Genomic DNA, 22,759 nt, shown 5'->3' on the forward strand with positions numbered 1-22,759 from the left:
CACCGTGACCCCCACCCAGCCCTCCACCGACCCCACAACCGTCAACGTCTCGGACACCAAGGGCCTCAAAGCAGCGCTGACCGCCGCCACCCCCGGCCAGACCATCCACCTGGCCGACGGCGCCTACTCCGGCAACTTCAAGATCACCACCCCCGGCACCGCCACCGCCCCGATCACCCTCACCGGCTCCGCCGGAGCGGTCCTCTCCACCCCCTCCGGCGGCGGCAACGGCATCCAGCTCACCAGCGCGGGCTACTGGACCATCAAGGGCATCACCATCACCGGCGGCCAGAAGGGCATCATGGTCGACTCCTCCGACCATGTCGTCATCGACTCGGTCCAGGTGCACCACACGACCATGGAGGGCATCCACTTCCGTACCTCAAGCAGCTACGGAGTGGTGAAGAACTCCTTCATCCACGACACCGGCACCTCCGGCAACGGCATGGGTGAGGGGGTCTACGTCGGCACCGCCAACACCCTCAGCGACACCAGCGACCACGTCCAGATCCTCGACAACGTGATCGGCCCCAACATCGGCGGCGAGAACATCGACATCAAGGAGGGAACCACCGGCGGCCTGATCTCCGGCAACACCTTCGACGGCAGCGGACTGACCGGAGCCAACTACGACGACTCCTGGGTGGACGTGAAGGGCAACGGCTACACCATCCAGAACAACACCGGCGTCCACACCACCAACGACGGCTACCAGACGCACAGCCAGTACCCGGGCTGGGGCTGCGGCACCGTCTTCCGCCACAACACGTCGGACCTGACCGGCGCCACCGGCCCCAACCGCTACGCCATCGACGTCACCGTCTACGACCCGGCCACCTGCCCGGTCACCATCACCGCCGACAACACCGTCACCGGCGGCAACGGCCTGGCCAACCCCGGCATCCCCATCAGCTGACCCCGGCCGCCCTCCCAGGCCCGGGTCGGTCGACCGCCCCCACCCCGGCGACGACCGCCCCGGGCCCCGGCAACCGGCGGTCAGGGCCTTCAACCAGCGGTCAGACCTTGATGACGACGACCCGGTCCCCGCAGAGCGCGCTGCGGCCGTCGGGATCGCGTACTTGCGGCCGTGCGGCCCGGCGTCCGCCAGCAGCGCCGCCGCGTGTCGGGCAAGGGGTTCGGAGACGGGCTCGACGATGATGCGCGCCACCCGGTGACCTCGCGGTCGCGAAGCACAGCCTTCGCCAGCCCCTCACTGTCCAGGACCAGCGTCCACCGGGCACGGCCGAGGAACGCGTCATGCGGCGTTCGTCCGCTGCCCGAGCGCACGCCGAAGCCGATCCCGTTTCGCCTGGATCTCCTCCTCGGTGATGGGCCCGTGCTCAGCGGCGGCCCTGCCTTGATGGCCGCATTGTCGGGTGCGGCCCCGCCCCGCCCAGGCATGCAGAAAGACCCCGCAGTCAGCATCTCTGCTGCTTGCGGGGTCCCTTGGCACTTCTCGCGAAGTGCCCCCGGCAGGATTCGAACCTGCGCACACGGCTCCGGAGGCCGTTGCTCTATCCCCTGAGCTACGGGGGCTTGCTTGGTGCGACGGGAAGAACACTACCAGGTCGCAAGGGGTGGACGTGCACGAGTTGGTGGGGTGGGCGTTCGGGGGTCGGGCTGGTGTCGGGGGGTGGCGTCCACCCGGGGGTGGGGTGGTCACCGGTGGTGGTGAATCCGGGGTGGGCGGGCGCGGAAGTGGGCGAAACGGGGACGGGCCCAGGGGGCCGCGCCTACCCTCGGTGATGTGCCTGACGTGTCCGGTCGGGTCCTCGTCGTCGATGACAGCGAGGTGATCCGACAGCTGATCAGGGTCAACCTCGAACTCGAGGGGTTCGAGGTGGTGACCGCCGCTGACGGTGCCGAGTGCCTGGAGGTCGTGGAGCGGGTCCAGCCCGATGTCGTCACCCTCGACGTGGTGATGCCACGTCTGGACGGACTGAGGACGGCGGCCCGGTTGCGGGGGAACCCGGTCACCAGCCGGCTGCGCATCGCCATCGTGAGCGCCTGCACCCCGGCGGATCTGGAGCGCGGGGAGTCGGTGGGGGTGGACGGCTACCTCGGCAAGCCGTTCGAACCGGCCGACCTGGTGCGGCTGGTGCGCCGGCTGCTCGGCGCGCCCCCGGAACCGCCGGGCGCGCCCGGCGCGGCCACCGGCGACCAGCGGATCGGATTCGGCCGGGGCGCCGGGCTGGGCCTGCTCCGACCCGACCGGGCGTTCCGCTCTCCGCGAACGGACCGGTGACCCCCGTACGCCCCTGCGCGCAGCCCACCCGAAGCCGAACCCGCCCCCGTACGCGGCCCGCCCGCCCCCGCGCCGTCCGGCCGCGCCACCGCCGCGCCGCCGGAACCGCACCGATGCCGGGCGTTCCCGGCACAAGCGGCGTTCCGGGCCGCAGGCGGGCCCGGGACGCCCGAGCGGGTGTCTCACGCCTCAAACCCGATGGCGGTGCACACCCCCCTCTCGCCTACGCTTGCACCGTGACACCCGCAGAGCTTTCCCAGGCAGTGCTGTCCGCGGTTCGCGCCGCCGTCGAGGCGGGCGAGCTGACCGTCGCCGTGCCCGAGCAGGTGACCGTCGAGCGGCCCAAGAACAGGGACCACGGCGACTACGCCACCAATGTGGCCCTCCAGCTCGCCAAGCCGGCCGGGAAGCCGCCCCGACAGGTGGCGGAGCTGGTCTCCGCCCGCCTCGCGCAGATCCCGGGTGTCGCCAAGGTCGACGTCGCCGGTCCCGGCTTCCTCAACATCACGCTGGACGCCGCCACCCAGGGCGGCCTGGCGCGCACCATCGTGGCGGCGGGCGGCGCGTACGGGCGCAATGACGCCCTGGCGGGCCTGAAGATCAACCTGGAGTTCGTCTCCGCCAACCCCACCGGCCCGATCCACATCGGCGGCGTCCGCTGGGCGGCGGTCGGTGACTCCCTCGGCCGCATCCTGCGGGCCGGCGGCGCCGACGTCACCACCGAGTACTACATCAACGACGCCGGGGTGCAGATCACCAAGTTCGGCGCCTCGCTGCACGCCGCCGCCAACGGCCGGCCGGTGCCGGAGGACGGCTACGTCGGTGAGTACATCGGTGACATCGCCCAGCAGATCGTGGCGGCCAACCCCGGCGTGCTCGACCTCCCCGACGCCGAGCAGTTGGAGCTGTTCCGCGCCGAGGGCCTGCGGCTGATGGTGGCCGAGATCCAGCGCTCCATGGAGGAGTTCGGCGTCCACTTCGACGTCTGGTTCTCCGAGAAGTCGCTGCACGAGTCGGGCGCCGTGGAGAAGGCGATCGAGCGGCTGCGCGCGCAGGGCCACGTCTTCGACCAGGACGGCGCCATCTGGCTGCGCACCACCGACTTCGGTGACGACAAGGACCGCGTCCTGATCAAGGCCGACGGCGACACCACCTACTTCGCCTCCGACGCCGCGTACTACCTCTCCAAGCGGGACCGCGGCAATGACGTCAACGTCTACATGCTGGGCGCCGACCACCACGGCTACGTGGGCCGGCTCAAGGCGATCGTGGCCTGCGCCGGCGACGACCCCGAGCGCAACATCGAGGTGCTGATCGGCCAGTTCGTGAAGATGCTCCGGGACGGCGAAGAGGTCCGGATGTCCAAGCGGGCCGGCAACATCATCACCATCGACGACGTGGTCGACTGGATCGGGGTGGACGCGGCGCGCTACTCGCTGGCCCGCTCCTCCACCGATTCCACGCTCACCCTCGACATCGACGTACTCACCAGCCAGTCGAACGAGAACCCGGTCTACTACGTGCAGTACGCGCACGCCCGGATGAGCTCGGTCGCCCGCAACGCGGCCCAGCTCGGCATCGACAAGGGCAGCGCCGACGACTTCGCCCCGGAGCTGCTGGCCACCGAGTGGGAGTCCGACCTGCTCGGCATGCTGGGCGAGTTCCCGCGCGTCGTCGCGGCGGCGGGCGAGCTGCGCGAGCCGCACCGGGTGGCCCGCTACCTGGAGCAGCTGGCCGGTACGTACCACCGCTTCTACGACAACTGCCGCATCCTGCCGCGCGGCGACGAGGAGGTCACCGACCTCACCCGCGCCCGGCTGTGGCTGGCCGAGGCGACCCGCACGGTGATCGCCAACGGCCTGGGCCTGCTGGGAGTATCGGCCCCCGAGCGCATGTGAGCGCCCCCGGCGGCGGTGGTGGCGGTGCCCCCGCCCCGCCGCCGCACCCCGCTGCCGGGCGGCCGCCGACGTACCAGCTGACGCACAAGGAGAGATCAGCACCATGAGCCGCTCCGCGCACCCCGCGGGCCCGCGCCACGGCGATGTCATGCCGGAGGGCCACTACAGCGCACCGCCCGCCGACCTCAACGCGCTGGACCCCAAGGTCTGGGCGCGCACCGTCGCCCGTGGCCCGGTCGGCGGCGCGGCCTCCGTCGGCGGGGTCGATGTGCGCACCCTCGCGGAGGAGTTCGGCACCCCCGCCTACATCCTGGACGAGGACGACTTCCGGGCCAGGGCGCGCGCCTGGCGGCAGGCGTTCGGCGACGAGGCGGACGTCTTCTACGCGGGCAAGGCGTTCCTCTGCCGCGCGGTGGTCCGCTGGCTGCACGAGGAGGGCCTCGGCCTGGACGTGTGCAGCGGCGGCGAGCTGGCGGTGGCGCTCTCCGCCGGGATGCCCGCCGACCGGATCGCCTTCCACGGCAACAACAAGTCGGCGCATGAGCTGGAGCGGGCGGTGGCGGCCGGGGTCGGGCGCATCGTGGTCGACTCGTACGAGGAGATCGCCCGGCTGGCCTTCATCGCGGACGAGCAGGGCGTACGGCAGAAGGTGCTGGTCCGGGTGACGGTGGGCGTCGAGGCGCACACCCACGAGTTCATCGCCACCGCCCACGAGGACCAGAAGTTCGGCCTCTCGCTGGCCGGCGGCGCCGCCGCCGAGGCGGTGCGCCGGGTGCTCAAGCTGGACAGCCTGGAGCTGGTCGGCCTGCACTCGCACATCGGCTCGCAGATCTTCGACACGGCGGGCTTCGAGGTGGCCGCCCGCCGCCTGGTCGGGCTGCTGGGCGAGATCCGCGACGAGCACGGCGTCCAGCTGCCGGAGATCGACCTCGGCGGCGGCCTCGGCATCGCGTACACCAGCGAGGACGACCCCGGCGAGCCGGAGATGATCGCCAAGTCGCTGGCCGAGATCGTCCGCCGCGAGTGCGAGTCCGCCGGTCTGCGGGCCCCCCGGCTGTCGATGGAGCCGGGCCGCGCCATCGTCGGCCCGACGACCTTCACCCTGTACGAGGTCGGCACCGTCAAGCACCTGGACGGGCTGCGGACGTACGTCAGCGTCGACGGCGGCATGTCGGACAACATCCGCACCGCGCTGTACGACGCCGACTACTCGGTCGCGCTGGTCTCCCGCTCCTCGGACGCCGAGCCGATGCTGACCCGGGTGGTCGGCAAGCACTGCGAGTCCGGCGACATCGTGGTCCGGGACGCCTTCCTCCCCGCCGACCTGGCCCCCGGCGACCTGGTCGCCGTCCCGGCCACCGGCGCCTACTGCCGCTCGATGGCCAGCAACTACAACCATGTGCTGCGCCCGCCGGTGGTGGCGGTGCGCGAGGGCCGGGCCCGAGCCGTGCTGCGGCGGGAGACGGAAGAGGATCTGCTGCACCTCGATATCGGCTGATGAAATTCTGGTCTCAGATCGTGGAACGGGCGGAGATCCCACCCCCGTGTCCATGAGACTGGGCGGGGGAGCGATCCCCGGTGACAACTCGACGACGGAAGACGAGAGCGGAGTCGGATGATGCGTACGCGGCCGCTGAAGGTGGCGCTGCTGGGCTGTGGAGTGGTCGGCTCCGAGGTGGCGCGCATCATGACGACACACGCCGCCGACCTCACCGCACGCATCGGCGCGCCGGTGGAGCTGGCCGGTGTGGCCGTGCGCCGCCCCGGCCGCCCCCGCCCCGGCGTACCCGAGCACCTGGTCACCACCGACGCCACCGAGCTGGTGAAACGCGACGGCATCGATGTGGTGGTCGAGGTGATCGGCGGCATCGAGCCGGCCCGCGGCCTGCTCCTGTCCGCGATGGAGCACGGCGCCTCGGTGGTCAGCGCCAACAAGGCGCTGCTGGCCCAGGACGGCGCGGTGCTGCACGCCGCCGCCGCCGGCGCCGGGGTGGACCTCTACTACGAGGCGGCGGTGGCCGGGGCCATCCCGCTGATCCGGCCGCTGCGCGAGTCGCTGGCCGGCGACAAGGTCAACCGGGTGCTGGGCATCGTCAACGGCACCACCAACTTCATCCTCGACAAGATGGACTCCACCGGCGCCGGCTACTCCGAGGCGCTGGAGGAGGCCACCGCGCTCGGCTACGCGGAGGCCGACCCGACCGCCGACGTGGAGGGCTTCGACGCCGCCGCCAAGGCCGCGATCCTGGCCGGAATCGCCTTCCACACCCGGGTCACCGCCGCCGACGTCTACCGCGAGGGCATCACCGAGGTCACCGCCGCCGACATCCAGAGTGCCCGGCGGATGGGCTGCGTGGTCAAGCTGCTGGCCATCTGCGAGCGGTCCCGGGACGGCCGGAGCGTCACCGCCCGGGTCCACCCCGCGATGATCCCGCTCAGCCATCCGCTGGCGTCGGTCCGCGAGGCGTACAACGCCGTCTTCGTGGAGGCCGAGGCGGCCGGCCGGCTGATGTTCTACGGTCCGGGCGCCGGCGGCTCACCGACCGCCAGTGCCGTCCTCGGCGACCTGGTCGCCGTCTGCCGCAACAAGATCGCCGGGGCCACCGGTCCGGGCGAGTCCGCCTACGCCGAGCTGCCGGCCCGGCCCATGGGCGATGTCGTCACCCGCTACCACGTCAGCCTGGACGTCGCGGACCGGGCGGGCGTGCTGGCCCAGGTCGCGATGGTCTTCGCGGAGCACGGCGTCTCCATCGACACCGTGCGCCAGCAGGGCCGCGACGGCGACGCCTCGCTCGTGGTGGTCACCCACCGTGCCACCGACGCCGCGCTGTCGGCGACGGTCGACAAGCTCCGTACGCTGGACAGCGTGCGTGACGTGGCCAGCATCATGCGGGTCGAAGGGGAGTAGGAGAGCAGCATGAACGCCGTCGTCGACAGCCCCAGGCGCCACACCCACCAGTGGCGGGGCCTCATCGAGGAGTACCGCGACCGGCTCCCGGTCACCGACACCACCCCGGTGGTCACCCTCCTCGAGGGCGGCACGCCCCTCGTCCCGGCCCAGCTGCTCTCCGAGCGCACCGGCTGCGACGTGTACCTCAAGGTGGAGGGCGCCAACCCGACCGGTTCCTTCAAGGACCGGGGCATGACCATGGCCATCTCCCAGGCCAAGCAGGACGGCGCGCAGGCCGTCATCTGCGCCTCCACCGGCAACACCTCCGCCTCCGCCGCCGCCTACGCGGTGCGGGCCGGCATGGTCTGCGCGGTGCTGGTCCCGCAGGGCAAGATCGCGCTGGGCAAGATGGGCCAGGCGCTGGTGCACGGCGCCCGCATCCTCCAGGTGGACGGCAACTTCGACGACTGCCTCACCCTGGCCCGGGGCCTGTCCGACAAGTACCCGGTCGCCCTGGTGAACTCGGTGAACCCGGCGCGCATCGAGGGCCAGAAGACCGCCTCCTTCGAGATCGTGGACGCGCTGGGCGACGCCCCGGACATCCATGTGCTGCCGGTCGGCAACGCGGGCAACATCACCGCCTACTGGCGCGGCTACCGCGAGTACGCGGCGGACGGCCTGGCCACCCGCAAGCCCCGGATGTGGGGCTTCCAGGCGTCCGGCTCGGCGCCGATCGTGGACGGCGCCCCGGTGCTCAAGCCGCAGACCATCGCCACCGCGATCCGGATCGGGAACCCGGCCTCCTGGGACTTCGCCCTGGCCGCCCGGGACGAGTCGGGCGGCCTGATCGACAAGGTGACCGACCGTCAGATCCTGGCCGCCTACCGGCTGCTGGCCTCCCGCGAGGGCGTCTTCGTGGAGCCGGCCTCGGCCGCCTCGGTGGCCGGTCTGCTGTACGCGGCGGAGCGCGGCCTGGTCGACCCCGGCCAGCGGATCGTCTGCACCGTCACCGGCAACGGCCTCAAGGACCCGGACTGGGCGGTGATGGGCGCGCCCCAGCCCGTGGTGGTCCCGGTCGACGCCGACGCGGCCGCCGAGCGGCTCGGTCTCACCGACTGACCCGCGCCCCGGCACCCACCCGCCTCCGGATCGTCCGGGCGGCCGGAGCGGCCCCGTGCCGCCCCCGCCGCCCGGCGCGACCGGGCCGGCCGATTCCGGCCACCTGATCGGGCCCCGCCGGGCCGTCCGACCGGTGCGTTTCCGGCCGACCCCGCAACACGGCCGACAACAGCGCGGCGGGGTGTACCGCCGCAGAACCTCTCTTCGATACCCTGGTGGCGGCACGGGCGGCACAGGTCGCCGGTACAGGCCGGGTGAATGTGCCACCGGCAGGCGCACCGCCGTCGCCCGGCCCCACGGGCGCCCGGTGGGACCGGGCTCGCATCGACCCGCCGCACGACGACCACCCACCCCGTCCACGGCCACCCCGTCCACGGCCAGTCCGTCCCTGGCCAATCCGTCCAAGGCTCCCAACCGGTTCCAGGCCCGCGCTCAGCCGGGCCCCACTCAGTCCAGGAGAGTTCACCGCATGGCCGGTCCCGCGTTCCGCGCCGCAGCCGTCCGGGTGCGGGTCCCCGCGACCAGCGCCAACCTCGGCCCCGGCTTCGACGCCTTCGGACTGGCACTGGGCCTGTACGACGACGTCGTGGTCCGGGTGGCCGACTCCGGACTGCACGTCGACATAGCCGGCGAGGGCGCCGACACCCTGGCCCGCGACGAGCGGCACCTGGTGGTGCGCTCGCTGCGCGCCGCCTTCGACGTGCTCGGCGGCCAGCCGCGCGGCCTGGAGGTGGTCTGCGCCAACCGCATACCGCACGGCCGCGGCCTGGGCTCGTCCTCCGCCGCCATCTGCGCGGGCATCGTCGCGGCCAGGGCGGTGGCCATCGGCGGCCCCTCGCTGCTGGACGACGCGGGTCTGCTGGAACTGGCCTCCGAGCTGGAGGGCCATCCCGACAATGTCGCGGCCTGTCTGTACGGCGGCTTCACCGTCGCCTGGACCGACGACGAGTCGGCCCGCGCGGTGCGCCTGGAGCCGTCGCCCGAGGTCGTACCGGTGGTGTTCGTCCCGGTGACGCCGCTGCTCACCGAGACCGCGCGCGGTCTGCTGCCGCGTACCGTCCCGCACGCCGACGCCGCGCTGAACGCCGGCCGCGCCGCGCTGCTGGTCGAGGCGCTCACCCGGCGCCCCGAACTGCTGCTGCCGGCCACCGAGGACCGCATCCACCAGGACTACCGCTCCTCCGCGATGCCGGAGAGCACCGCGCTGGTCGCCGCCCTGCGCGGCGAGGGCGTACCGGCCGTCGTCTCCGGCGCCGGGCCGACCGTACTGGCGCTCTCGGACGTCGGCACGGCCGAGAAGCTCGCCCGCTTCGCCGGGCCGGGGTGGGCGGCGCACTGCCTGGAGTTCGACCACGACGGCGCTTCGGTGCTGCCGCTCGCGGGCTGAGGACGCGCAGGCGGGGGCCGGGTCCCCGCCCGCTCGACCGGTGTCCGACGCGGTGGCGCGAAGGGCTGACGAGTAAGGCACGGAACACGATTGGCGCACACGGGGTGGGGGAATGTTTGTTGGGTCCAGTAGTGTTAATCTCATGCGAGCACCAGGAGCCCTCCGGGGCCGGGTGCTCAGTGTCCCGATCCCGGCTCCTCATCCTGACGGGGTATACCGGAAGTACGGGACCACGATTCTCCGGGAGCCTGCCTCACCGCGTACGCAGCCTGCCTGCGCGAGTTCGGCCGCGTCCCGAAGCCGTGACGGTGTCCGGCCCCGACCGCGCTAGGGGGCGCCCGCAGCCGCCGGCCTCCACCTGAGGCCGCGCCCGGGGGTACCAGGGCCACCGCCGCGCGACGGGGGCCCGGAATCCAGAGCGGAGCGGTACGGCCGGTGTAGGGCCGACGCGTACGGCGGCGCCGCACTGGGCACCGCACATCACCACACCTTCAACCGCCATCCGGCGGAACACCGCCCCGGACCTGCACACCAAGCAGGACGGACAGCACGACCGGTCGCCGAGCCAGACAGGCCGACGTCCGCTCCAGGGAAGGACCCTTCGTGAGCGACACCACCGATCTGATGGGCGCGCGCCCGGACGCCGATGCTCCGGACGCGGCGGCCGCGGCCCCCGCGCCCAAGCGTCGCCGGGCCCAGGGCACCGGCCTCAACGGCCTGGTCCTCGCCGAGCTCCAGCAGTTGGCTTCCGGCCTCGGTATCAGCGGTACCGGGCGGATGCGCAAGAGCCAGCTGATCGACGCCATCAAGGAGAAGAACGGCGGCGACCCGCTGCTGTCCGGCGGCGAGGCCCCGGCCGCCCCCGCCGCCAAGCGCGGCACCGCCAAGGCCAAGGCCGAGGCCGCCAAGCCCGCCGAGAGCGCGCCCGCCGAGGAGAAGCCGGTCCGCCGCACCCGGACCCGCGCCGCCGCCGCCGAGCCGGCCCAGATCGAGATCCCCGGCCAGGTGGCGGGCGACACCGCCGCCGCCGAGGCCCCCGCCCCGGCCCGCGCCGAGCGTCCCCGCCGCCGGGCCACCTCTGCCGCCGGTACGCCCGCCGGTGCGGCCGGCGCCCCGGTCGCGACCGCCGCCGAGACGGTGCAGGAGGCCGTCGCCGAGCGCGCCGAGCCGACCGCCTCGGTGGCCACCGAGACCCGGGAGAAGCCGTCCGAGGACGGCCGCCAGGGCGGTGACGGCCGCCGTGAGCGCCGCGACCGCCGGGACCGCACCGACCGCACCGACCGCCAGGAGGCCGGCGACGGCCAGGGCGGCGGCGACGGCCAGGGCGACCGCGAGACCCGCCGCGACCGGCGCAACCGCCGCGACCGCGACAACCGGGGCGACGGCCGGACCGACGGCCGGCAGGGTGGCGACCGCCAGGGTGACGGCCGCCAGGGTGACGGTCGCCAGGGCGGCGACCGCCAGGAGAGCCGCCAGGACTTCCGGCAGGACGGCGGCCAGCAGGGCGGCCAGTCCCGTGACCAGTCCCGTGACCAGCGCCGCGACCAGCAGCCGCAGGACGACGACGACTTCGACGGCGGCCGTCGCGGCCGTCGCGGCCGCTACCGCGACCGCAACCGCCGGGGTGGTCGCCGCGAGGGCTTCGAGACCGCCAATGAGCCGCAGATCGGTGAGGACGACGTCCTGATCCCGGTCGCCGGCATCCTGGACATCCTCGACAACTACGCGTTCGTACGGACGTCCGGCTACCTGCCCGGTCCCAATGACGTGTACGTCTCGCTGGCCCAGGTCCGCAAGAACGGCCTGCGCAAGGGCGACGCCATCACCGGTGCGGTGCGCCAGCCCAAGGACGGCGAGCGCCGCGAGAAGTTCAACGCGCTGGTCCGGCTGGACTCGGTGAACGGCATGGACCCGGAGTCCGGCCGCGGCCGCCCCGAGTTCGGCAAGCTGACGCCGCTGTACCCGCAGGAGCGGCTGCGGCTGGAGACCGACCCGGGCGTGCTGACCACCCGGATCATCGACCTGGTCGCCCCGATCGGCAAGGGGCAGCGCGGTCTGATCGTCGCCCCGCCGAAGACCGGCAAGACGATGATCATGCAGTCGATCGCCAATGCGATCACCCGCAACAACCCCGAGTGCCACCTGATGGTCGTCCTGGTCGACGAGCGTCCGGAAGAGGTCACCGACATGCAGCGGTCGGTCAAGGGCGAGGTCATCTCCTCGACCTTCGACCGCCCGGCCGAGGACCACACGGTCGTCGCGGAGCTGGCCATCGAGCGCGCCAAGCGCCTGGTGGAGCTGGGCCACGACGTGGTCATCCTGCTGGACTCGATCACCCGGCTGGGCCGCGCCTACAACCTGGCGGCGCCGGCCTCCGGCCGCATCCTCTCCGGCGGTGTCGACTCGACCGCGCTCTACCCGCCGAAGAAGTTCTTCGGCGCCGCGCGCAACATCGAGAACGGCGGCTCGCTGACCATCCTCGCCACCGCGCTGGTGGAGACCGGCTCCCGGGCCGACGAGGTGGTCTTCGAGGAGTTCAAGGGCACCGGCAACATGGAGCTGCGGCTGGACCGCAAGCTGTCCGACAAGCGGATCTTCCCGGCGGTGGACGTCGACGCGTCCTCCACCCGCAAGGAGGAGATCCTGCTCGGCAGCGAGGAGCTGGCCATCACCTGGAAGCTCCGCCGGGTGCTGCACGCGCTGGACCAGCAGCAGGCCATCGAGCTGCTGCTGGACCGGATGCGCAAGACCAGCAGCAACGGCGAGTTCCTGATGCAGATCGCCAAGACGACGCCCGGCAACAACGACTGACGCGCCGTCAACCAGGGGCCCCGGACCGCACATTGGTCCGGGGCCCCTGCCATGTCCGGCCCCGGCCGCCGGACGTCCGGATTCCGTCACAACTCCGACCCCGGTGCGCGCCGGCCTCCGATCGGCCAATAGCATCGACGGGCCGCACGTGTGTGGATCACCGGTGTGCGCGGCGCTGTGCGCGCCGCCCCGGACGTCTGCCCGCCGGCACCTGACTGCGGGCGCCTCCGGGGGAGCGCGCTCCCTCTGCCACAGGAGATCGAGTGAAACGAGCTCAACGTGCCTCCGGGAAGCACCGGATACGCAGGCACAAGCTCCCGGCCGCCCTTCTCGCCACCGCTCTGGTGGGTGGCGCGGCCTTGGTGGCCTCCGAGGCGTGGGCCGGGTCGGACGTACCGGTGGCGACCGCGGCCAAGAGCGAGCTGGTCCCCACCACCGCCAAGAGCGGCCACCCGGTGGACCAGGCGCTGGTGGCCCGCATCCGCAAGGCGGCGCAGCGGCAGGGCCTGCTGGGGAGCGCTCCCACGGTGTCGTCCGGCGCCGAGGCGTCCGGTGCCGACGGGTCGTCAGCCGCCGTCACCACGCGGATCATCGGCGGGTCGACCGCCCCCATCGCCAACGCCCCTTCCATGGTGCAGCTCTGGTACCTGCTGGGCGACGGGACGGCGCAGTTCTGCGGCGGGACCCTGGTGGCCCCGGACAAGGTCCTCACCGCCGCGCACTGCGTGGCCGGGCTGAAGTGGCAGCAGAACGGCATCGTGGTCAGCTCCACCAGCGCCCTGTGGAACGGCAGCAACGGCAAGATCGCCGGGGTCTGGCGGCAGTGGAGCCACCCCAAGTACAGCGACCGCACCCTGCAGAACGACATCGCGGTGCTCACCCTGGACCGGGCGCTGACGGCCCGTACCGCCCGGCTGGCCCCTGCGGGTGACACCGCCTCGTACAAGGCCGGTACGGTCGGCACCGTGTACGGCTGGGGCCTGACCTCCGCCGGGAGCGACCCGGACGCCGACCTGTCGCCGCAACTGCGCAAGGCCGCCCTGCCGATCGTCGCGGACGCCACCTGCCGCAGCGCGCTGAACAAGCTGCCGGACACGGCCGGCCTGTACGCGGCGGGGAAGATGCTCTGCGCCGGCAAGCCCGGCACCGGCAGCGCCGAGACCACCGTCGCCAGCTGCCACGGCGACTCCGGCGGTCCGCTGGTGGTGGGCGGCCGGATCGCGGGCATCGTCTCCTGGGGCGCGGGCGACTGCGTGGAGCAGGGCGGCTACGACGTCTACACCAAGGTGAGCACGTACACCGCCGCCGCGATGGAGCGGATCACCGACACCGACTGGACCGAGGACGGCAAGGCCGACCTGCTGGTCCGCACCGCCAAGGGCCAGGGGTACGTCTACCGGGGCGGCACGCTGCGCTCGCGCACCTCGACCGGCTCCGGCTGGAAGTCCTACAACCTGGTGATCCAGGCGGACCTGGACCGGGACGGCATCGCCGACCTGGTCATGAGGGGCACCAACGGCTCGCTGTACTGGCGGCACTACACCGGCAAGGCGTGGAAGACCACCCGGCTGGCGACCGGCTGGAAGGGCGTGCGGCAGATCGTGGTGCCGGGCGACCTCACCGGTGACGGCTGGCAGGACATGCTGACCGTGGACAGCGCGGGCAAGGTGTGGGTCTACCCGGGCAAGGGCACCGGGAAGTTCGGCAAGCGCTTCAAGGTGGGCTCGGGCTTCAAGGGCTACCGGCAGCTGGTGGGGCACGGTGACTTCACCGGTGACGGCATCCCCGACCTGGTGGCCCGCACCTCCAGCGGCGGCCTGTACCTGTGGCCGGGCAAGGGCAACGGCAAGTTCGCCGCCCGCCGGACGCTGAGCCAGGGCTTCAAGTCCGCCGACGCGCTCGCCGCCGTCGGGGACGTCGACGGTGACGGCCATGCCGACCTGCTGGCCCGCTTCAGCAACGGGTCGCTCTATCTGTACCCGGGCAAGGGCAACGGCAAGTTCGCGAGCCGGGTGAAGCTGGGCTCCGGCAGCTGGAAGTCCTTCACCATCCTGGGCTGACCCCGGGCCGACGGCCGGCCGCAGCCGACACCGCGTCCCGCCGGGCCACGCCCGGCGGGACGCGGCCGTGTCCGGCTACGACCGTGATGTCCGCCCTGTCCCGTATGCTCGAAGTGGTCCGCCAGGTGATGGGAACCGCAGCGGAGTCGCAGTACGTCCTAGCAGTACGTCGCAGCAGTACGTCCCAGCAGTGCAGTACGTCCGATCAGTGCATATGTTCGATTAGCGTAGTACGCCCTGTCCGGGCCCGGCCGATCCGGCCCGCAGGCGTGCGTCCAGTCCGGGAGCCGGTCCGCGCGGGGCGCGGGAGCAGACGAGGGGCGGACCGAGCACCATGGCCGAGCAGCAGAAGGACCAGCAGCCGACGCCCGCCGGGCGCCACCGGCGCGGCCTGCGGATCGCGGGCCTGTCGCTGGCCGCCGTGCTGCTGGTGGGCGCCGGGTTCGCCGGCTTCGTGTACTGGAAGCTGAACCAGAACATCACCAGCGTCGATGTGGATTCGCTGCTGGGCCACGCCCGGCCGCCGGCGTCCACCAGCGGCGACTTCAACATCCTGCTGCTGGGCTCCGACTCCCGCGCCGGCGCCAACCGCGCCAAGGTGGGCGGCGCCAACGACGGCACGGCGCGCTCGGACACCGCGATGGTGGTGCATGTGGAGCGCGACCACAAGCACGGGTCGGTGGTGTCGATCCCGCGTGACACCCTGGTCGACCGGCCCGCCTGCACCAAGGCGGACGGCAGCACGGCGCCCGCCGTCTCGGGCGCCATGTTCAACAGCGCCTACGAGGTCGGCGGGGCCGCCTGCGCGGTGAAGACCGTGGAGGACATCACCGGGCTGCGGATGGACCACTTCGTGGAGATCGACTTCGCCGGGTTCGCCAACTTCATCGACGCCATCGGCGGGGTCGACGTGACCACCACCGTGGACATCAAGGACCGGCAGAGCGGCCTCACCCTGGCCCGGGGCACCCACCACCTGGGCGGCGACCAGGCGCTGGCCTTCGTCCGCACCCGGCACGGCGTCGGCGACGGCAGCGACCTGGGCCGCACCGAGCTGCAGCAGCAGATGATGAAGTCCATCATCAGCCAGGCGCACGACGCCGGGCTGCTGGCCAACCCGGTCAAGCTCTACTCGGTCGCGGACACCCTGACCAGGAGCATCACCGCCGATACCGACCTGGCGTCGGTCAACGCGCTGGTGGGGCTCTCCCAGACCCTCAAGGGCATCGGCGCCGCCGACCTGAGCACGGTCACCCTGCCGGTGCACTACGCGCCCAGCAACCCCAACCGGGTGGTGGCCACCGAGCCGCAGGCGTCCCGGCTCTGGGCGGCGCTCAAGGACGACGGGCCGATCCCGGTGGACATCCTCGCCCAGCAGCCCGCCAACCCCGCCAACTCCCCGCTGTCGGCGCCGTCCGCCACGCCGTCGCCCGCCCGGGTGGGCTCGCCGCTGGGCCCGCGCGCCGCAGGCCACCGCTGACCTGCGGAATAGCCGGGGCGCCGCCCCGGTTTGGGAAGAGGCGGTCAGTCCTGGCAGACTGATACGTCGGTCCCGGTTCACGCGCGGCAACGGCCGTACGACCCGGTACCCTCCCGAACCGCTAGGAGAGCCCCCTTGAAGAGCGACATCCACCCCGAGTACAACGTCACCCAGGTGACCTGCACCTGTGGTGCCGAGTTCACCACTCGGAGCACCGCCAACGGCGGCGTCATCCGCACCGACGTCTGCTCGCAGTGCCACCCCTTCTACACCGGCAAGCAGAAGATCCTCGACACCGGCGGCCGCGTTGCCCGCTTCGAGGCCCGCTTCGGCAAGCAGCACGCCGTCAAGAAGTAGCGACCTCTCGGCGCCGGCCGGGCGCCCCCCGCAGCACGCCTGCGGGAGGGCCCCCGACCGGCGCCGTTCGCGTCCCACCCGCTCAGCAGCCCCCCCAGCGCCCCCCGCCCACCCGCCCAGCAGCCGCAGCACCCCTCACGTACCGGAAGTAGGACCAGCCATGTTCGAGGCAGTCGCAGAGCTCCTCACCGAGCACGCCGACCTCGAAAAGAGGCTGGCCGACCCGTCGGTCCACGCCGACCAGGCCAACGCCCGCAAGCTCGCCAAGCGCTACGCGGAGCTGACCCCGATCACCGAGGCGTACCGCGCCTGGCGGCAGACCGGCGAGGACGTGGAGACCGCCCGCGAGTTCGCCGCCGACGACCCCGACTTCATCGCCGAGGTCAAGCAGCTGGAGGCGGAGCGCGAGGAGCTCACCGAGCGGCTGCGGCTGCTGCTGGTGCCGCGCGACCCCAATGACGACAAGGACGTCATCCTGGAGGTCAAGGCGGGCGAGGGCGGCGAGGAGTCGGCGCTGTTCGCCGGCGACCTGCTGCGGATGTACCTGCGCTACGCCGAGCGGGTCGGCTGGAAGACCGAGATCCTGGACGCCAACGCCTCCGACCTCGGCGGTTACAAGGACGTCCAGGTGGCCGTGAAGACCAGGGGCAGCACCGAGCCCGGTCAGGGCGTCTGGGCCCGGCTGAAGTACGAGGGCGGGGTGCACCGGGTGCAGCGCGTCCCGGCCACCGAGTCGCAGGGCCGCATCCACACCTCCGCCGCCGGGGTGCTGGTCACCCCGGAGGCCGAGGAGGTCGAGGTCGAGATCGGCCCCAACGACCTGCGGATCGACGTCTACCGCTCCTCGGGCCCCGGCGGCCAGTCGGTCAACACCACCGACTCCGCGGTCCGGATCACCCACCTGCCCACCGGCATCGTGGTCTCCTGCCAGAATGAGAAGAGCCAGCTCCAGAACAAGGAGCAGGCGATGCGCATCCTGCGGTCCCGGCTGCTGGCCGCCGCCCAGGAGGAGGCCGAGCGCGAGGCGTCCGACGCCCGCCGCAGCCAGGTCCGCACCGTGGACCGCTCCGAGCGCATCCGCACCTACAACTTCCCGGAGAACCGCATCTCCGACCACCGGGTCGGCTACAAGGCGTACAACTTGGACCAGGTGCTCGACGGGGACCTGGACACCATGATCCAGTCCTGCGTGGACGCCGATGCCGCGGCCAAGCTCGCCGCGGCCCAGGAGAGCTGAACCACCGCCGCTCGGGGGCCGGAAGCCGCCGTACACCAGGAAGGGGGCCGGATGAACCTGCTGCTCGCCGAGGTGGCCCAGGCCACCCAGCGGTTGGCCGCGGCCGGCGTGCCGTCGCCGAGGTTCGACGCCGAGGAGTTGGCCGCGCACATCCACGGCGTCAAGCGCGGCCAGTTGCACACCGTCCCCGACGCGGACTTCGACGCCCGCTACTGGGAGGCCATCGCCCGCCGCGAGGCCCGCGAGCCGCTCCAGCACATCACCGGCCGCGCCTTCTTCCGCTACCTGGAGCTGCGGGTCGGGCCGGGCGTCTTCGTCCCCCGCCCGGAGACCGAGACGGTGGTCGACTGGGCGATAGACGCCGTCCGCGACATGGACGTGGCCGAACCGCTGGTGGTCGACCTGTGCACCGGCTCCGGCGCCATCGCGCTGGCCATCGCCCAGGAGGTGCCGCGCAGCACGGTGCACGCCTTCGAGCTGGACGAGCCCGCGCTCACCTGGACCCGCCGCAACATCGACGCCAGCCCCGACCGGGCCAGGATCACCCTGCACGCCGGTGACGCCACCCGCGCCTTCGAGGACGACCGCTCCTGGGACGGCCGCTTCGACCTGGTGATCAGCAATCCGCCGTACATCCCGCTCACCGAGTGGGAGTACGTCGCCCCCGAGGCCCGCGACCACGACCCGCAGCTGGCGCTGTTCTCCGGCGAGGACGGCCTGACCACCATCCGCGGCATCGAGCGGGTCGCCGCCAGACTGCTGCGCCCCGGCGGCGTCGTGGTGGTGGAGCACGCCGACACCCAGGGCGGCCAGGTCCCGTGGATCTTCAACGAGGACGGCGGCTGGACCGACGCGGCCGACCACCGCGACCTCAACAACCGCCCCCGCTTCACCACCGCCCGCCGGGCGGTGCCGTGACCCCCCGCTCCACCACCGCTGTCACCACCGTCACCGTCACCACCGCTGCCACCGTCACCACCATCACCACCGCTGTCATGCCGTCCGGAAGGGGCCTGTACCGATGAGCCGCCGCTACGACTGCGCCGATCCGAGCGACCGGGCAACCGGACTGCGGGAGGCCGCATCCGCCATCCGTCGCGGCGAGCTGGTGGTGCTCCCCACGGACACCGTGTACGGCCTGGGCGCCGACGCCTTCTCCCCGGAGGCCGTCGGTGAACTGCTGGCCGCCAAGGGACGCGGCCGGGGGATGCCCTCCCCGGTGCTGGTCGGCTCCCCGACCACCCTGCACGGCCTGGTCACCGACTTCTCCGAGGCCGCCTGGGAACTGGTCGACGCCTTCTGGCCCGGCGGCCTGACCCTGGTCGCCCGGCACCAGCCCTCGCTCCGCTGGGACCTGGGCGAGACCCGGGGCACCGTCGCGGTCCGGATGCCGCTGCACCCGGTCGCCATCGAACTGCTGAACACCACCGGCCCGATGGCCGTCTCCAGCGCCAACCTCACCGGCGGCCCGTCCCCCGCCACCTGCGACGAGGCCGAAGCGCAGCTCGGTGAGTCGGTCTCGGTCTACCTCGACGGCGGCCGCGCCGACCACGCGGTGCCGTCCTCCATCGTGGACGTCACCGGCAAGGTCCCGGTGCTGCTGCGCGCGGGCGCGATCAGCGCCGACCAGCTGAGGGAGGTCGTACCCGACCTGGAGGCCGGCAGTTGACGCCCGCGGACACCCAGCTGCCCGGCCGGCTCGCCCTCCCCGGGCCCAGCCGCCAGTCCGCCGCCCCGTACGGCATATCCGGCCCCAAGCCGGCCCCCGGCGCCACCGCGCACGACCGCTTCCGCATCCTGTTCGTCTGCACCGGCAACATCTGCCGCTCCCCGATCGCCGAGCGGCTGACCCGGCATGAGCTCACCGCCCGGCTCGGCGGCCGGGCCGCCGCCCAGATCCTGGTGGAGAGCGCCGGCACCTGGGGCCACGAGGGCGCCCCGATGGAGGCGCACGCCGCCACCGTGCTCGGTGAGTACGGCGCCGACACCGGCGGCTTCGTCGGCCGGGAGCTGCTGGACGAGCACGTCATCGACGCCGACCTGGTGCTCACCGCCACGCTCGACCACCGGGCCCAGGTGATCTCCATGGGCCACGCGGCCGGGCTGCGCACCTTCACCCTCAAGGAGTTCACCCGGCTGGTGCGGACGATAGACCCCGCCACCCTCCCGGACCCGGTCCACGACGCCGGGGTGGCCGGCCGGGCCCGCGCCCTGGTCCGCGCCGCCGCCGCGCTGCGCGGCTGGCTGCTCGCCTCCTCCCCGGAGGCCGACGAGGTCGACGACCCGTACGGGGCGCCGATCAGCATGTTCCGCAACTGCGGCGAGGAGATCTACGACGCGCTCGACCCGGTGGTCACCGCGCTGACCGGCCTGCCCCGCCCGTAGCGGTCGCCGTGCCGCCCGGCGCCGCCCGGCCTACGCTGGAGGGGCCAGCCCTCCGTACGCGGCCAACCCCTGGGGAGCCCGCCATGACGGTCACCGAGCCCCCGTCCACCGCCTCCGGCCGCCCACAGCGGCTCTGGGAGGCCCCGGAAGCCCTCCGCCGCGCCGACCCGGAGATCGCCGACGTGCTGGCCGCCGAGGCCGCCCGGCGGCGGGACGGCCTCCAGCTGATCGCCGGCGAGAACACCGCCTCCGCCGCCGTGCTGGCGGCCCTGGCGGGCCCGCTGGCCGACAAGTACGCCGAGGGCTACCCCGGACACCGCCACCACACCGGCTGCGCCGCCGCGGACGCCGCCGAACTGCTGGCCGTCGACCGGGCCAGGGAGCTGTTCGGCGCCGAGCACGCCAATGTGCAGCCGTACACCGGCACCACCGCCATGCTCGCCGCCTACGCGGCCCTGCTGCGCCCCGGCGACCGGGTGCTGGCGATGTCGCTCCAGCACGGCGGCCACCTCACGGCGGGCTCCCGGGCCAACTTCTCCGGCCGCTGGTTCGAGTTCATCAGCTACGGGGTGCGCGCCGACGACGGCCGGATCGACCTGGACCAGGTCCGCGAGCTGGCCCGGCGGCACCGGCCGCAGGCCATCGTGGCGGGCGGCATCTCCTACCCCCGGCACATCGACTGGGCGGCCTTCCGGTCCGTCGCCGACGAGGCGGGGGCGTATCTGATCGCCGCCGCCGCGCAGACCCTCGGCCTGGTGGCCGGCGGCGCGGCGCCCTCCCCGGTGCCGTACGCCGATGTGGTGGTCGGCGTCAGCCACAAGATGCTGCGCGGCCCGCGCGGCGGCCTGCTGCTCTGCACCGGCGAACTGGCCGAACGGGTGGACCGGGCGGTCTTCCCGTTCACCCAGGGCGGCCCCTCGATGCACGAGGTGGCGGCCAAGGCGGTGGCGCTGGCCCAGGCCGCCACCCCGGAGTTCGCCGGGTACGCCCGCGCCGCGGTGGCCAACGCCGCCGCGCTGGCCGAGGGCCTGGCCGCCCGGGGCCTGCGCCCGCTCACCGGCGGCACCGACACCCACCTGGTCACCGCGGACGTCTCCGCGCTCGGGGTGAGCGGCGTGGAGGCCGAGCGGCGCTGCGCGGCGGCCGGCATCCTGCTGGGCAAGTGCGCGCTGCCGTACGACACCGCGCCGCCCGCCGAGACCTCCGGCATCCGGCTGGGCACCGGCTGCGTCACCACCCAGGGCCTGGACACCGCCGCGATGGGCACGGTGGCCGAGCTGGTCGGGCGGGCGATCCGCACCGGCGAGGCGGACCGGGAGCTGGCCGAGCGGGTGCGTGAGCTGGCCCGTGGTCCGGTACCGAAACGGTGACATCACGCTGTCGACAAAACCGCAATGCGCGCTGAGGGCGTCGATCTGAATAAGGTGTGGTGCCGTGGCAACGCACCCGAGACCTCAGACAGCTATGGCGGCACCTCTGGTCACCGCCGCCCGTTCAGTGGTCCGGGGGAGCGAAGCCGCCGTTGACACGAGGTTGGAGGGCCCCGGTGCGTGAGTACCTGCTGACGCTGTTCACCACCGCAGCGGTCACCTACCTGCTGACCGCGCCGGTGCGGAAGTTCGCCATCGCGGCCGGCGCGATGCCGCCGGTGCGCGCCCGCGACGTGCACCGCGAGCCCACCCCCCGGCTCGGCGGCATCGCGATGTTCGGCGGTCTGTGCGCCGGGCTGCTGATGGCCGCGCACCTCACCCACATCAAGGACGTCTTCCACTCCGGCAGCGACGTCAAGGCGCTGCTCTCCGGCGCCGGGATCATGTGGGTGCTGGGCGTGCTGGACGACAAGTGGGGGGTCGACGCGCTGGTCAAGATGGGCGGCCAGATGGTCGCCGCCGGTGTGATGGTCTGGCAGGGCGTCACCGTGATCTCGCTGCCGGTGCCCGGCTACGGCTCGGTCTACGTGACCCCGATGCAGGGCACCCTGATCTCGGTGCTGCTGGTCGTGATCATGGTCAACGCGGTCAACTTCATCGACGGTCTGGACGGCCTGGCGGCCGGCATGGTCTGCATCGCCGCGATGGCCTTCTTCCTGTACTCCTACCGGCTGCTGTACGGCTACGGCATCGAGGACGCGGCGCCCGCGACGCTGTTCAGCGCGGTGCTGATCGGCATGTGCCTGGGCTTCCTGCCGCACAACCTGCACCCGGCCCGGATCTTCATGGGCGACTCCGGCTCCATGCTGCTGGGCCTGCTGCTCGCGGTGGCGGCGATCTCCATCACCGGCCGGGTCAACCCCGACCCGCTGATCGAGCAGACCGGCTCGCAGCGCGACGCGGTGCACGCCCTGGTGCCGATCTACATCCCGCTGCTGCTGCCGCTGACCGTGATCGCGCTGCCGCTGGCCGATCTGCTGCTGGCCGTGGTGCGCCGCACCTGGGCGGGCAAGTCGCCGTTCGCGGCCGACAAGCAGCATCTGCACCACCGGCTGCTGGAGATCGGCCACTCGCACAGCCGTGCGGTGCTGATCATGTACTTCTGGGCGGCGCTCTTCGCGTTCAGCACGGTCGCCTTCTCGGTCACCGAGACCGGCCGGCTGGTGGTGCTGATCGGCGCCGGGCTCTGCCTGCTGGGCATCGTGGTGCTGCTGCTGCCGCGCTTCCGGCCCCGGGCGCCCAGGGCCGTCCAGTCGCTGGTGCCGCCCCGCTACCGGGACGCCGAGGAGCCGGCGGAGGCCGCCGCCACCGCTGCCGCCGAGGGCCCCGCCACCGCTGCCGCCGCACTCCGCGTCGAGGACGAGGCGCTGCTCCACCAGCTGGGCTCCGGCGCCAGCGCCTCCGGCCCCCGGTCGGGCCCGCGCGGCGGCGCGAACGGGTGAGTCCCGGTACGCCGAACG

At 72.9% G+C, this 22,759-nt stretch carries 17 protein-coding genes, 1 tRNA gene and 1 pseudogene; 17 read left to right on the forward strand and 2 right to left on the reverse strand.

The genetic code is table 11. The features are described from left to right. Positions 1–4: 4 nt before the first annotated feature. Entirely contained in the window at positions 5–916 is a 912-nt protein-coding gene (locus tag ACIQGZ_RS06730) for a right-handed parallel beta-helix repeat-containing protein (RefSeq protein ID WP_402600010.1), read from the forward strand. Between the two features lie 129 nt (positions 917–1,045). Here the strand turns inward: ACIQGZ_RS06730 and ACIQGZ_RS06735 are convergent. Both ACIQGZ_RS06735 and ACIQGZ_RS06740 read right to left on the reverse strand, forming a co-directional pair. Then, positions 1,046–1,259, reverse strand: a pseudogene (locus ACIQGZ_RS06735) (DNA-binding protein); the annotation flags it as partial. Positions 1,260–1,464: 205 nt separating this feature from the next. Beyond that, positions 1,465–1,536: transfer RNA gene (locus ACIQGZ_RS06740), tRNA-Arg, on the reverse strand. A 211-nt stretch (positions 1,537–1,747) separates the two neighbouring features. Here ACIQGZ_RS06740 and ACIQGZ_RS06745 point away from each other — a divergent pair. The 16 genes from ACIQGZ_RS06745 (at position 1,748) to ACIQGZ_RS06820 (ending at position 22,741) form a co-directional block, all read left to right on the forward strand. Then, positions 1,748–2,245, forward strand: a complete 498-nt coding sequence (locus ACIQGZ_RS06745) for a response regulator (protein WP_402599733.1) — start codon at positions 1,748–1,750, stop codon at positions 2,243–2,245. A gap of 236 nt (positions 2,246–2,481) precedes the next feature. Continuing rightward, complete coding sequence (argS, locus tag ACIQGZ_RS06750; RefSeq protein WP_402599734.1) at positions 2,482–4,143, forward strand: arginine--tRNA ligase; 1,662 nt, start codon at positions 2,482–2,484, stop codon at positions 4,141–4,143. A 103-nt stretch (positions 4,144–4,246) separates the two neighbouring features. After that, the gene (gene lysA / locus ACIQGZ_RS06755; protein WP_402599735.1) at positions 4,247–5,641 is read left to right on the forward strand and encodes a diaminopimelate decarboxylase; all 1,395 of its coding nucleotides are present in this window, start codon (positions 4,247–4,249) and stop codon (positions 5,639–5,641) included. A gap of 117 nt (positions 5,642–5,758) precedes the next feature. Further along, positions 5,759–7,051, forward strand: a complete 1,293-nt coding sequence (locus tag ACIQGZ_RS06760) for a homoserine dehydrogenase (protein WP_402599736.1) — start codon at positions 5,759–5,761, stop codon at positions 7,049–7,051. A 9-nt stretch (positions 7,052–7,060) separates the two neighbouring features. Continuing rightward, positions 7,061–8,152, forward strand: coding sequence for a threonine synthase (gene thrC / locus ACIQGZ_RS06765; RefSeq protein ID WP_402599737.1), 1,092 nt, complete (start codon positions 7,061–7,063; stop codon positions 8,150–8,152). Between the two features lie 469 nt (positions 8,153–8,621). Next, on the forward strand, positions 8,622–9,539 hold the full coding sequence (gene thrB / locus ACIQGZ_RS06770; protein ID WP_402599738.1) for a homoserine kinase: 918 nt from the start codon (positions 8,622–8,624) through the stop codon (positions 9,537–9,539). Positions 9,540–10,142: 603 nt separating this feature from the next. Further along, complete coding sequence (gene rho, locus ACIQGZ_RS06775) at positions 10,143–12,350, forward strand: transcription termination factor Rho (protein ID WP_402599739.1); 2,208 nt, start codon at positions 10,143–10,145, stop codon at positions 12,348–12,350. Positions 12,351–12,613: 263 nt separating this feature from the next. Continuing rightward, the gene (locus tag ACIQGZ_RS06780; protein WP_402599740.1) at positions 12,614–14,410 is read left to right on the forward strand and encodes a trypsin-like serine protease; all 1,797 of its coding nucleotides are present in this window, start codon (positions 12,614–12,616) and stop codon (positions 14,408–14,410) included. Positions 14,411–14,744: 334 nt separating this feature from the next. Beyond that, a complete protein-coding gene (locus ACIQGZ_RS06785; protein WP_402599741.1) occupies positions 14,745–15,890 on the forward strand; it encodes an LCP family protein in 1,146 nt (381 codons plus the stop codon). 135 nt (positions 15,891–16,025) lie between these two features. Next, positions 16,026–16,247 carry a 50S ribosomal protein L31 gene (rpmE, locus tag ACIQGZ_RS06790; RefSeq protein ID WP_402599742.1) on the forward strand — a complete coding sequence of 74 codons (222 nt, stop codon included), beginning with the start codon at positions 16,026–16,028 and terminating at the stop codon, positions 16,245–16,247. A 160-nt stretch (positions 16,248–16,407) separates the two neighbouring features. Next, on the forward strand, positions 16,408–17,484 hold the full coding sequence (gene prfA / locus ACIQGZ_RS06795) for a peptide chain release factor 1 (protein ID WP_402599743.1): 1,077 nt from the start codon (positions 16,408–16,410) through the stop codon (positions 17,482–17,484). Between the two features lie 51 nt (positions 17,485–17,535). Beyond that, positions 17,536–18,402 carry a peptide chain release factor N(5)-glutamine methyltransferase gene (gene prmC / locus ACIQGZ_RS06800; RefSeq protein ID WP_402599744.1) on the forward strand — a complete coding sequence of 289 codons (867 nt, stop codon included), beginning with the start codon at positions 17,536–17,538 and terminating at the stop codon, positions 18,400–18,402. 103 nt (positions 18,403–18,505) lie between these two features. Then, entirely contained in the window at positions 18,506–19,153 is a 648-nt protein-coding gene (locus ACIQGZ_RS06805) for an L-threonylcarbamoyladenylate synthase (protein ID WP_402599745.1), read from the forward strand. A gap of 74 nt (positions 19,154–19,227) precedes the next feature. Then, positions 19,228–19,869 (forward strand): protein-tyrosine-phosphatase, encoded by a 642-nt coding sequence (locus ACIQGZ_RS06810; RefSeq protein ID WP_402600011.1) that lies wholly within the window; start codon positions 19,228–19,230, stop codon positions 19,867–19,869. 83 nt (positions 19,870–19,952) lie between these two features. Then, the gene (glyA, locus tag ACIQGZ_RS06815; RefSeq protein WP_402599746.1) at positions 19,953–21,239 is read left to right on the forward strand and encodes a serine hydroxymethyltransferase; all 1,287 of its coding nucleotides are present in this window, start codon (positions 19,953–19,955) and stop codon (positions 21,237–21,239) included. 176 nt (positions 21,240–21,415) lie between these two features. Continuing rightward, positions 21,416–22,741: a glycosyltransferase family 4 protein gene (locus tag ACIQGZ_RS06820; RefSeq protein WP_402599747.1), complete on the forward strand. Its 1,326-nt coding sequence runs from the start codon at positions 21,416–21,418 to the stop codon at positions 22,739–22,741. The last annotated feature ends 18 nt before the right edge of the window (positions 22,742–22,759 follow it).

The organism is Streptomyces sp. NPDC092296 (assembly GCF_044755465.1).
In the GTDB taxonomy this organism is placed as follows: domain Bacteria; phylum Actinomycetota; class Actinomycetes; order Streptomycetales; family Streptomycetaceae; genus Peterkaempfera.